The organism is Enterococcus raffinosus (assembly GCF_018917525.1).
GTDB lineage: Bacteria > Bacillota > Bacilli > Lactobacillales > Enterococcaceae > Enterococcus_A > Enterococcus_A raffinosus_A.
The window spans coordinates 50,153-62,665 of sequence record NZ_JAHLOS010000009.1; the positions used below are offsets into that span (position 1 = coordinate 50,153).

11 protein-coding genes are annotated in these 12,513 nt (G+C 40.2%); all 11 read right to left on the reverse strand.

Features of this window, described 5'->3' with window-relative positions:
* Nucleotides 1-123: 123 nt before the first annotated feature.
* The 11 genes from KQI58_RS08115 to KQI58_RS08165 all read right to left on the reverse strand — a co-directional run bounded on the left by KQI58_RS08115 (nucleotide 124) and on the right by KQI58_RS08165 (nucleotide 12,505).
* Entirely contained in the window at nucleotides 124-1,353 is a 1,230-nt protein-coding gene (locus tag KQI58_RS08115; protein ID WP_216408085.1) for an MFS transporter, read from the reverse strand.
* Nucleotides 1,354-1,488: 135 nt separating this feature from the next.
* On the reverse strand, nucleotides 1,489-2,145 hold the full coding sequence (locus tag KQI58_RS08120) for a methionine ABC transporter permease (protein ID WP_216408087.1): 657 nt from the start codon (nucleotides 2,143-2,145) through the stop codon (nucleotides 1,489-1,491).
* Nucleotides 2,138-3,112, reverse strand: a complete 975-nt coding sequence (locus tag KQI58_RS08125; protein ID WP_216408089.1) for a methionine ABC transporter ATP-binding protein — start codon at nucleotides 3,110-3,112, stop codon at nucleotides 2,138-2,140. The genes KQI58_RS08120 and KQI58_RS08125 overlap by 8 nt, the downstream gene beginning before the upstream one ends.
* A gap of 11 nt (nucleotides 3,113-3,123) precedes the next feature.
* Nucleotides 3,124-3,924 carry a DUF169 domain-containing protein gene (locus KQI58_RS08130; protein WP_216408090.1) on the reverse strand — a complete coding sequence of 267 codons (801 nt, stop codon included), beginning with the start codon at nucleotides 3,922-3,924 and terminating at the stop codon, nucleotides 3,124-3,126.
* A complete protein-coding gene (locus tag KQI58_RS08135; protein ID WP_216408092.1) occupies nucleotides 3,917-4,729 on the reverse strand; it encodes a MetQ/NlpA family ABC transporter substrate-binding protein in 813 nt (270 codons plus the stop codon). The genes KQI58_RS08130 and KQI58_RS08135 overlap by 8 nt, the downstream gene beginning before the upstream one ends.
* 343 nt (nucleotides 4,730-5,072) lie before the next feature.
* Nucleotides 5,073-7,547, reverse strand: a complete 2,475-nt coding sequence (locus KQI58_RS08140) for a 5'-nucleotidase C-terminal domain-containing protein (protein ID WP_253295841.1) — start codon at nucleotides 7,545-7,547, stop codon at nucleotides 5,073-5,075.
* On the reverse strand, nucleotides 7,531-8,733 hold the full coding sequence (locus KQI58_RS08145; RefSeq protein WP_216408094.1) for a helix-hairpin-helix domain-containing protein: 1,203 nt from the start codon (nucleotides 8,731-8,733) through the stop codon (nucleotides 7,531-7,533). The genes KQI58_RS08140 and KQI58_RS08145 overlap by 17 nt, the downstream gene beginning before the upstream one ends.
* 428 nt (nucleotides 8,734-9,161) lie before the next feature.
* Nucleotides 9,162-9,371: a winged helix-turn-helix domain-containing protein gene (locus tag KQI58_RS22975; protein ID WP_367397924.1), complete on the reverse strand. Its 210-nt coding sequence runs from the start codon at nucleotides 9,369-9,371 to the stop codon at nucleotides 9,162-9,164.
* Nucleotides 9,372-9,482: 111 nt separating this feature from the next.
* Nucleotides 9,483-9,707, reverse strand: coding sequence for a hypothetical protein (locus KQI58_RS08155; protein WP_216408096.1), 225 nt, complete (start codon nucleotides 9,705-9,707; stop codon nucleotides 9,483-9,485).
* A 33-nt stretch (nucleotides 9,708-9,740) separates the two neighbouring features.
* Nucleotides 9,741-10,610, reverse strand: a complete 870-nt coding sequence (locus tag KQI58_RS08160; RefSeq protein WP_216408098.1) for an Rpn family recombination-promoting nuclease/putative transposase — start codon at nucleotides 10,608-10,610, stop codon at nucleotides 9,741-9,743.
* Between the two features lie 779 nt (nucleotides 10,611-11,389).
* On the reverse strand, nucleotides 11,390-12,505 hold the full coding sequence (locus tag KQI58_RS08165; protein ID WP_216408100.1) for a DUF4352 domain-containing protein: 1,116 nt from the start codon (nucleotides 12,503-12,505) through the stop codon (nucleotides 11,390-11,392).
* Nucleotides 12,506-12,513 lie beyond the last annotated feature (8 nt).

The window sequence follows — 12,513 nt, forward strand, 5'->3', positions numbered from 1 at the left end:
GACAGTTTAGGCATCAAAAAGCAATAGACAGCTACAAATTGTTAAACAGTTATTAAACAAGATCGAAACTATTCGTTAATGGAAGCCTCTCTTAATAATTAAAATAGAAAAAAAGCCTATTCCCTATTCGGAAATAGACGTTTCTATTTTTCCAGTTTTCTGTACTGATGACCAAACAATTAATGTGCCGGCTAGTGAAATCAACGCGCCGATCAACAGCATCGCTGATACCGATAGGAAGCTTAGGATTTGCCCGCCGACAAAAGCTCCAATGATTCCGCCAATCGAATTGGCAGTCGCCATCAGCGTTTGTCCTTTGACTAAATCCTTTTGCGGAATGATCTGATTCGTGTAATAAACTGAAGCCATCGTATGCATCGCAAAGCCAAGCATCTGAAGACTTTGCCCCACATTAATCAGAAAAATATTTCCTGCAAACAAGACCAGCAGCGCTTTAACAGAAAAGAAGAAGGCGGCAAAGCGCATCAGAGAATGAACCTTGAAACGTCGCAATAGCCATGAAAAGAAAAACATGGTGGGCAGCTCACTCAACGCTGCAATCGATAGGGACGATCCGACATTGGATTCCGTTCCACCTAAGGGCTGAACGATTTGATACATATAGCTGTTGGTAATCGTATGGAAAACAAACAGCAAGGATACCCCGACGAGTAACACCATAAAGCGCTTATACTTTTTCGCAAATTCCAGTAAGCCGATGGGTTCCCCCGCGTGCGTCTCCTGAAGATGCTCTGGCATAATCGACTCTGAATATTTCCCGCCATCCTTGCGCGTATCAATCGATAATGTTACCAGCGCAAAGAAAAGAAAAATCCCGATTAAAAGAAATAGAATAATCGTCGCAGAAAACCACTCAATCAAAACTCCAGTAATTGCTGCCGCAACCGCAAAGGCCAAGGAGCCCATTCCCCGCGCCACACCAAAATTCAAGGCATAACCGCGGCTGATAAAGAAGGTGCCGATAGCAATCGTCAATGGTTGCAAAAGCACCAAGCAGGTATAAAGCAAGATGTAAACAAAGGCGACAATCAAAAAGGCTTTTGGTAACACCAGTAATATGCCCGAAAACAGGACCAGCAGCAGTGCCATCCCCGCCGCCAATTGCGACAAACGAATCCGAGTCATTCGATCAGCAAAGGATGCCAAGAATGGTTGAAGAACGGTGGCAACTAGATTCGCTAGCGACAAAACCGTCCCAATCTGACCATTCGTGAAATCACGGGACAGCAAGAACACCGAAGTAAAGGTTCCCAGCACTGAATACCCCATCCAATAAGGAACCTGCATACTGACATATTGTAGATTCAATTTGAGCTGATTCGACTTTTCCATAACTCCTCCTAAAAAATATCGTTCACTCATTATACCTGATATTAATACTGACAGCTATCTCACCCATAGCAGTTTTTCGCCTAAAAACGGGAAAATAAAAATCAGGGCACAAGTTTCCTTATCCCCTGACCAATACTAATTTTTCGCTTTTTTGTAGCACAGACTGCCGATCCATTGAACAAGCTGGACAAAAACAATTAGCAGAACCACCGTACTATACATAATCGTATTATCGAAATTTTGATAGCCGTAGGTGATTGCTACAGCGCCCAGACCACCTGCGCCAACCGTGCCAGCCATCGCGGTATAGCCTAAAACGGAGATAATCGCCAAGGTCAAGCTTGAGATCATGCTAGGAAATGCCTCTACCAGCATCACCTTGAAAATAATCTGCATATGGGTCGCGCCAATCGATTTTGCCGCATCTAACGTATACGGATTAATCTCCAATAGATTATTTTCAAACAGCCGTGCCACATAAGGCGTCATCGCAAACGTCAAAGGCACGATCGCCGCTGAGGTCCCGATGGTTGTCCCTACGATTGCTCGAGTGAACGGCATAAGCGCGACCATCAAAATAATAAATGGAAACGAACGAATAATGTTCACGATAAAATCCAGCAGGCGATAAGCTTTCGCGTTAGGCGCTAAGCCCTTTTTATTGGTGATCACTAGAACAACCGCCAAAGCGAAGCCGATAATCGTCGCAATCAATGAAGAGACCAGTACCATGATGAGTGTACTGATTAAATTAGGCAACAACACCTGCGTGATCAAGACCGAATTACTCACCGCTCCTCACCTCCTGACAGCTGAAATGCCCTTGAGCCGCAAGCCTCAATAGCTTCTCTACATCTTTATCAGGGACTGATAACAACAGTGTCGTCAAGGTCTCTGCTTTAAATTGTTCTGTCGTGGCCTTTAATAAATGCGGAGTCTCTATCTCTGCTTGTCGCAGCAAGGCAAAAAGATCCTCCTCCAAAGGCGTTACAAGATTTACTAAACGATGGTTCGACTTCAATTTTTCAAAATTCGTCTGCTGCTCTCCCGTGATTGTTTGCAGCACCTCAGAATTATTCAGAAAGACTTGCTGAACCGTGTCTTCTTCTACAATCTTTCCCTGCTGTAAAATGGCGACCCGATCACAAATCTTTTTCACGACCTCCATTTGATGCGTCACAACGACGACGGTTAGTCCCATTTTCTGATTCAATTTCAGCAGCAGATCCAAAATGCCATTGGTGATATTCGGATCAAGAGCAGAAGTTGCCTCATCACAAAGCAGAATCTCAGGATTCATGGTCAAGGCACGGGCAATCGCCGCACGCTGCTTCTGCCCGCCAGATAATTGCAGCGGCTTCATCTGTGCCTTATCCGCAATCCCCACTTCTGCCAGCAACTCTTCTACTCGCGCTTTGATCGCTTCCTTAGAGTAGCCGCTGCATTCCAATGGCAACGCGACGTTCTTATAAATCGTTTTTTGTTCGATCAAGGAATTCCCCTGAAAGATCATCCCGATCTTTTTCTTCATTTCTCGCAGTTGTTTTTCTGATAAATGTTCCAATGTCTGTGTTCCAATGCGGATACTGCCGGATTGACTTTGCTCCAAACCATTGATACAACGCAGCAGAGTTGATTTCCCCGCTCCACTGATTCCTAAAATTCCCATGATGGAACCCGCGGGAATCGTTAGCGAAATATCCTTTAGAATAGCCTGCTTGCCATAACTTTTATTAACCTGATCGATGACTATCTCCATCTACTCAACACCTAACGTTTCACGCCCTGGTAAGCGCCTCTAAAATAATTGTCTCGCTTGCGAACATCATAGAAATCCGGGACCTCATCCGCCGCAAGTTTTTTAATAATTTTGCGTTTCTTTTCTAACAGCTCCATTGGATTCAGTGTTTTTTCAAGTCCTTCGATCATGCTTTCGAATTTCTCATAAGGAATCCCGACGCACAATTCTTCGTCTTTCCAACGCGCGACATAACGCGTCCCCGAGCACATCATCGAAATATTGATCAGCCCTGTTTCGTAAGGATACGAAGTCCCTTCCTGACAAATCGCCTGCATCCCGGTCATCTTGATGTTCTTCGCCTGTCCATTAAAATAGGCGTTGCCCTGCAAGATTCGCATTGCATTAAATGGCGTAGTAATCATCAAAATAACATCTGGTGCACTTTGCCATGCTTCAATAGGTTCGATCGCGATACCAAAAGAAGGCTCTCGACAATAAACCATATCATCCGCGATTTCTTTGCTAGTCTCAATGTCCTTATAAACACCCATGTTGGCATGCTTTTGACCACTGGCACTGTAGTCATCATTTTCGATCAGTCCTAACGCCACCGCGGAGGCCGGGCAGCCAAAATTATCGATGGTCAGCTTTACACTGACACCCTCAGTCGCTTGCTGAATCGAACGGCAATAAGGAATCAATTTATTGGTTGAAGGCGCATCATAGGCTTCAAAGTCCGCTTGCGTTCGGAGAAAACTGACCCCCACAACCTTGCGCTCCAGATCCAATAAATAATTCAATCGCTGCTCCAGCTCTTGGAATTTACTCATAGAAAGTAAACACTCCCTTGAAATGATCATTGATCCCTTTTTTGCTTTCTTCTGTTGTAAAGGAATCATTAATCGCCTTCGCCCAATCAGTGTCTTTATTTTCCTTCTTAACAATCAAGCTGATCGGGAAATCCTTCGCATGCTGATCACGAATCAAGTAATCCTTGTAATCCTCACCTGAGTTAAACATAAAGGTAAAGAAGCAGGTCGCTGCAACTAAATCCTCTAAGCTGCGAACCGTTTGCGCCTGTTCTATTTCTACAAATTTAAAATTTTTCGGATTATCAACGATATCCAACGCCGTATAGCCTGATTTCTTCTCGTCACTCAATTTGATCAAACCTGCGGCCTGCATCATCAACAACGAGTTATCACGATTCATCGCGTCATTCATAATGGCAATCTGAGCCCCCTCAGGTAAGTCCTCAATCTTGTCATATTTACTTGAATACAAGCCGATCCCTGTATAATAAACATGCGGCTTCATCATTGCCAGATCGCCGCCCTTCTGATCATTAAAGGACTTCATGAAAGGCTCATGCTGCGCAAACGACGCGTCTACATTGCCATCTTGAACCGCCTGCAGTGCTTCAATATTATTTGAAAATACTACAAATTCAGGCTTGTAGCCTTCTGCTTCCATTGATTTTTTCGCCGCCTTCAACGAGTTCTCAGATACTTGGTTACAGGCAATTTTAATATCTTTTTTCTCTTCTTTTTCCGTTGCCGCTTCCTTCTTCGATCCGCACGCTCCTAATACCAAAACTGCTGCTAACATCGCTAAACCAATCTTAAACTTTTTCATCGTCATTCCCCTTATCGTTTTTTTATTAAAATCATCACATGTGTGTGAGCGCACAAAAAAGAAACATACTCAATTGTATGCTCCTCCGATCAGCAGAAATAAACGTGAAAATCACGCCGCAAAGAAAGGAGGGAAATCTTGTTTACTCACTAACTTAGAGACTCTAAGTTCATTTCTTGCTCAAACTCATAGTCGATAAATAAACAAAATTTCCACCTCCCAAAAATTATAAGCGTTATCATAAAGAGTATATCCGAAAGAGAAACACTTCACAATAACTCTTCCAAAAAAAGAACAAACACTAAAAAAACCGAATCCAAAACTGGACTCGGCTAGTATTCAATTATCTTCGTTTAAAATAAATCAGACCACTTGTACCAAGAACTACCATTCCCAATACGATAAAAATTGGTTGTTTTTCATCATTCGTCTTTGGATAAACTTTCCGTAGCGTGCCGTCGATCCAGGTCGTACTGCTCGGTGTTTTCGTGCTGACATTAGAAGCCACAATTTTTCCTAGAACAGTTTTCTCAAAGACGACTTTCCCACCACTTGGACCAGTGACCGTAATCGTCACCTTTTGATCTTTCTTCAAATCCAAGTCTTTGATATCAAGGATGACATTTCCTTTTTCATTCGATTTACCTAATGCAAATTTTCCACTCTTCTCAACAGAAACATCAATCGTTGCATCTGCGATCGTTTTCCCAGTCAACTCTGTGTCGCCTTCGTAAATATTCGCAAATTTCGTAACTTTTTTGATTTGCTCCGTTTCTTTTGCTGCTGCATCGCCTAAAACATCGACTAAGAATTCGCCACTACCACCTTTTTCGCCGGTAATAATTAAGTGAACCTGATCGCCTTCAAGTAATCCTAATGCTTGTACATCAAGTTTAAATTCACCATCAGCACCCGATTTTTGAGGAGCTGCCGTCGCCGCTTGGACTGCCACTGGTTGAACGATGTTAGCCGCAGCCGTTTCCTCAACAGCAACTTCGACTGTCGCATTTGGAATCGTCTTCCCTGTCAGGTATTGATCCCCTTCATAAAGGTCATCTACTTCCGTTTCATTTTTGATTCGTTCTGTTTCTTCAGCTACAGGATCAGTTGCTTTTGGTAAGACTTTTACTGTAAAGCTGGCTTCTCCTCCATTGTCTCCAGCAATCGTTACCGTTACCTCTTGATCTTTCTTCAAACCTAGCTGATCAACAGCAATGTTAATTTTTCCGTCTTTATCCGCAGTGCCTTGTGCCAGTGCACGTGCTTTAACTGGTGTGATTGTTACTTTCCCGTTTGGAATCGTTTGACCAGTTAAAGCCTTGTCTCCCTCACGGTAGTCGTTAAATGTTGTTTCAGCTTTGATTTTTTCTGTTTCTTCCTTAGCAGGATCAGTTGGTTCAGTTGCTTTTGGTAACACTTTTACTGTAAAGCTGGCTTCTCCTCCATTGTCTCCAGCAATCGTTACCGTTACCTCTTGATCTTTCTTCAAACCTAGCTGATCAACAGCAACATTGATTTTTCCGTCTTTATCCGCAGTTCCTTGCGCTAGTGCACGTGCTTTAACTGGTGTGATTGTTACTTTCCCGTTTGGAATCGTTTGACCAGTTAAAGCTTTGTCTCCCTCACGGTAGTCGTTGAATGTTGTTTCAGCTTTGATTTTTTCCGTTTCTTCTTTTGCGGGATCAACAGCCGCTATCGTTTTGCGTCCTTCGATCGCTGCCGAAACTTTTTGACCTTTTGCCTCTAAGTCCTCGATGTAACCAATAAAGGTTTCTGTATCAGGATCTAAAGCCCCTGTTAATTTAGCATTCGTGAATTCAGTGAAACCATCCCCGCCGCCGTATAAGAAATCATTGATGATCAGCTTATAGGTCTTACCAGCTTCAATTGGTATCCCATCTGCTTTTTTCATTTCTTTGACGATATATTGATGATCCGTGTCTGTTTCATCCGGATTTTCGATAACCGTATATTTTAACCCTGAAACTTGAAGGAAGTAGCCGCTCCCTCTAGCATCATTAGGATCAAACTTAAAGGTTTGCTGGTTCAACACATTCTTGATTTGCTCCCCGGTCATCTCCACGATCTGCATGATATTTCCGAAAGGCTGTACTGCCTGTGCGGCTCCCCAAGTGATCGAAGCGTCCGACTTCACCTTCAGGTCATCACGAATACCACCATTATTCGTCATAGCGAAATCAACTGGTACACCATTTTTATTCGCCATATAGACTTGTGCATCAGTCACAAGGTTACCGACTGGTGATTCACCCATCTCATTCACTGTGCGAGAAATATCTTCTGCTTTGTCAGCCGTCCCGATTTTTTGCTCCGTTACTTGAGCAACACGCGTGTCCGCATCTGCTACGATTTCTTCTACGACAGTATCCTTCGCCACTCCTTTAGTCGGATCAACAGCGCTGACCGTTGCCGTTGGTGTCGAAGCAAAATCTTTAGTAGCTGGGTTGTATTCTCCCCGCAAGTCAATATAGCCTTTACCTTGAGAAGTCGACTGAACGATCCGTGTACTTCCTACTACGCCATTTGTATAAACATGATTGTGTCCCGCAAAGAACGCATCCACACTGTTGTTTGAATCAGCCCGATTGACTTTGTCCATGATCTCAGCAGCTTCTCCACCCACCGTTTCACCTGCTCCTTGCACAGATGGGGTATGCCCAAGAACGACGATCGCGTTTACATCGTCTTCAACAAGTTTCTTAGAATATTTGACGATTTCTTCAGCTGGATCAGTAAATGTATAATCCTTATGATGTTCTGCTAGTACAAGATTCGGTATTTCAGTAGTTACGATCATCAATATTTTCAAGCCCGCAATTGTACAGAGACAAAGTATTCAAATTTTTAAGTTTTACTAAGTTTGAAACATCATTCATTTCACCGCCACTAATATCTAACTTAATCAATTTTTCTAGTTTACTGAGACTTGATGCTGGTTTGATATTTCTCCCCGCTATAGATAATTCTGATAAATTTATGCAATTTCCTAAACTACTTAAATCAGAAACTTCATCGCTGACTTTTATACTCAATTTTTTTAATTTTATTAAACTTTGAAGAGAATCAACTGAAGCTTGATCAATTTCTCCCCCCATTATTTTAACATCTTCTAAATTAGTAAGTTTACTCAAACTATTAATATTATATACTTTACTATCCAAGGCCAAATCTATCTTTGTCAAGTTCACCAAATTTTGAAATGCATCAACTGTGGTTTGATCAATCTTCCACCCACCTAGCTTCAACTCTGATAAATTAGTAAGACTTTTCAATGAGCTTAGTCCTGAAATATTACTTTCCAAATTAAAATCCATCTTAGTCAAGTTCACTAAATTTTCAATACCTTCGAAATTAGTAATAAAAGCATCGCCAATATCATATTCTAATTTAGTTACTTCAGCTAAATCTTCTAATATAACAATATCCTCAATTCTTTTTCTTAAATTTCTGGCAACCATATTTGCTACATTTTCATCAAGAAACCACTCCTTAATCATCTTCTCTTCAGTAACCATCGCCAATCCTTGGTTCTTTATATCTTGCAATTTAACTTCCCCAATACCGACTACTTTATCTTTCAACTCATCCACACTTTGATATGGTCGAGCATCGATAATTTTCTGAGCTAATGGCGCGCCCACTCCTACAAGAAACTGCAAATCATACAGTGAGGCTTTATTGAGATCAACTTTTTCTGGGAAACTCTCTGCTACTGCTAGTCCTTGGTCTTTAATCGCCTGTAATTTTGCAACACCAATTCCTGTAACTTTACTTTTTAGTTCATCCAGAGTTTTGTATGGACGAGCCTCAACGATCCTTTGTGCTAATGTCGTACCAATGCCATTCAACCTCTGCAGCTCTTCGACGCTTGCGGAATTGATATCGACTTTCTCACTGGCCTCTACTCTATTCCCGCCAAAGGAAATAGCCATTCCAAAGACCATCACAACAACTAATAAACACTTTTTCACTTTTGTTTTCATCATTTTCTCCTTTTCTTTTTTGGACTATTGTCCAGTTTCTGTAGTAGGCAAAATCAACTAAATGAGATATTTACGAACCAAAGCTTTCAACCGATCCAGATAGTTTTAACTCCTTTCAAAATGTACAAACACTCTTTTTTTATTTTTCCTGTTCCAGTATTTTATAAAGACTTTTTTCACATCTCGCCTCCTACATCACCACAAACATATAACTGATATAACTATTTATCAACGAATTATATAATATATTTTATTATATATAACTAAAACAAGGTGATTAAACCGCCTGAAAACTTATATATATTATTCTTTTTTGTAGAGTTATTAGTTGTATCTCCGTTTATATAATACAATCATCTTCTCACTCCTATTCCTACATAAACGAAAAGCGATCAAACCTTTCCCATAATGCAACAAAAGAGAGAACTCTATTCGAATTCTCTCTTTTGCTGCTTCATTATTAAATTTTCACTACCATCTAAATAAATATGATCGTACACCATCTCATGCATTCTATATCCCTTACCCCAACAGGTTTCAATGATGAGGCCATCGATTTTTTGAGCGGCAAGTTTGTTTCGCAAGTATCTCACAAGGACGGAAACTTGCGATTTCTTTCTTGATTTTAGATATGACACAATAGTACCTATGATTTATTCTAGAATCACAGGTACTATTAGTAAAAACTCTTTAAATGTAGACACACTTCGCTTTTCTAGACATTTCTACACATCTTGTTCGCAGTACTATTATTGCTCACTTCTCAATCTTTTAAGTGTTTCTATATCCAATCCTGTTACCTTCGATACATAGTCAATCGTTTTCCCGGTTTTTAGTAATTCAAGTGCTACTATACATTTTCCTTGCTCAATTCCCTTTTCACGTTCTTCACGAAACCTCGTAGACAGGATCGCATCGCTAACGGCTTTATCCTTATTCATTTGCCTGATTCTGTATTCGTCATCCATGACCATTTTTGCCCTTTCTGTTTATCATAATTCAGAACGTTACTCTTCTTCATTTTTCAACTTTTTAAGTGTTTCAATATCTAAACCCGTTGCTTTTGATACTTGTTCAAATGAAATCCCAATCTTTAGAAATTCAATCGCTAGTCTGCGTCTTTCTTCTTCGCGTCCTTCTCGAAATCTCGTGGACAGAATCGCATCGCTAACGGCTTTGTCTTTATCAATTCGCATAATCATTTTTTGTTCCTCACTTTCTAGATTTAAAAAATCGGTTCTGGCCTTGGCTTCCTTGATATAATCTGGTGCCTGCTCTGCGGCTTCTCCTGTTTTTAGAAAGTAATACCAGTGCCAAGCGGGGTGCTGCTTGTCGATATTCTTGTTTTTCAAGCTGAGAAAGCATAAAAGCAGCAGTTCTTGTGATTTTTGGTTGTGAAATGGACGAAAGGTATCTTCATTTAGTAAACGAAACAGCTGTAGAGCTTCTCCATTCTCATCAAAAAGATCAAAATCCAAAATATTGATTCCATAGGCTGGCCGCAGACTTGAAAAGTTGTTCTTCTTTTCCACTTCTTTTGTCTCGATCGCCCAAAATGGTGAACGATAGGCTTCGGTTAAATAGAAAATCACCCGTTCATGAAAGTAATCATGAGACTGTATCTGGCATTCGATCGTGGTATGGGCCCCATTCTCATCAACGGCCAAAACATCGACTTCGGTTCGCTTTAGTTCGGATTGCACGTTTTCTTCATAGGATTTTATGTAACTGTCGATATGGTAAGTGACTGTGGGGGTCAGTGTCTTGAATTCAATTCCGATCAAGTCTTTGATAAAGGCTCTGAGAATGTGTTGGGAATCTTCTGAGCTGAAGAGCTTCTTAAATAATAGATCGTTCGTTGGTAAATACTTTTGCATGGTTTTTCCTGCCTTCCAGACAGCAGGTTTTCTCGCCTACATTATAGCATGGCAAAACAACCGCTATCAAAGTTCTTTTACTCTAAAATACGCAGGAAACTCGATAGGTTATCCTTTCAAGTTGAAAAGACCAACTTTTATTATTTCAAAGATACTTGCATCAGGATTCACGAGAACGATCAAATCAGTATATTATTAATTAAAATGATTTTTTTGCATAAAACTTCCCCACTCCTTCATAAAACTCTATTTTTAAGTTTTTATTGTTCTTTTGAGATCAAAAAAAATAATTCTAATAACAAAAAACATAAAAATCCCGTGTTTGATTTAATTAATTATTATGTTGTGATAAAATTTTATATAATAGAGAGAATGCTTTAATCGTTTCATCCTCATATCCAATGGATGACTTTGGCGTATATTACTTGGACATTAACTCTTGTGGTTTGACCGCTATGTATTTTTGTGTACGATCTATAGTAAAATAGAACCTAGGAGGAACACACATGCAACAACTATTGACTTTATTTGATTCGCTGTCACGAACAGGTATTATTTTGTTCATATTATTTAGTCTATTAATAACTATAGGTCTTGTCTTGCTTATTTTTTCTTTTTCAAAATCTATGCGAAAGAAATAGACAGATTTTTCAACTGCTTGATATTTTCAGGGAATGTTTGAGGTGAATAAGAGTTATCATTGAAGCTATCCTTGTTTACATTTAAAGTAAAACGAAAAAAATACACCTGCGAAAGTTCTCGCAAGTGTATTTTTTTGATTATTCATGCAATCCGCATCTAAAGGTATTTTTCAGTGATTTGAAGGTATAGTTCTGACTGTCATTCGCTGAATTGATTGCCCATGTCCCGTCTTTCTTCTCTAGGTTTACGCGGTAGCCATCACCTTCCATGTCTTCATCTGTGCTGATTGAAATATCTTTGATTTTTATTGGTAATTCTTGTACTAGATATTTTTCTGCTTCACGTTGAGCAGTCGTATAGTCGGAATATTTTCCCTTATTCTCATCTACGAATTGCTTCACGATCGCATCCTTGTCTTCTTTTTTCAGCAGCACTGTTTCTGGACGTACATAAATGGTTGCCGTTTCTGGAAAGAATTCCTTAAAACGATAACTTACCTTTGCTTTTTCACGATTGGATGCTTGAACCTGCGCGATAAATGTTTCAGCTTCTTCGGTTGAAACGTTGTGCTTCGTAAAGCCCTTTTTGAAAAGATTGATGCTCTCTTCCTTGAAGGCTTTTTGTTCTTCTTCTAGATCATTGCTTAATTTTAACTTCGAATCTTCTTTCGAGTCCTTAACATCACTAGCATAAAATACCGTCGCAATGTATTGATCCATTAATTCTTCGATTACCTTCGCATCATCAGGATAATTCTTGGTATTTACGTTTATTTTGATTCCTTTTTCTTCCTCATCAGAAGAATAGACGGGTTCGTAATGCAATTCATAGTCCGCCTTTTTGTCTACTTTAAAAACTAATGGCTTCGTGAAGCTTTTATCTTCAGATAAGCTTTCACTACTTAATAGCTTGAATTTCCCAGGCGAATCATACACGTGCTCCGAAGCGACCATTTCACCATCTTCATCGTACAGTGAAAAATCACTTGAGGTGACATCTAGCTTCTTGTCTGTCTTATTTTTTACTTTTATATTCAATGCCAGAAAACCTGTGTCCCCTTCGACCGATTCCCCATCTGGAATGAGGTAGCTGCCGCCTTCGATGCTGACGGCCACCTTTGAATTTTGTTCTGTCTTCGGTTCTGTTTCTGTTGTGTTTTCCGCCTTATTTGATTCTCCGCTGGCGCATGCCGTTAGCAGAATGAACAAACTGCTCAGCAAGATCAACCTACTAAATACCCTATTCTTTTTCATTTCAACAT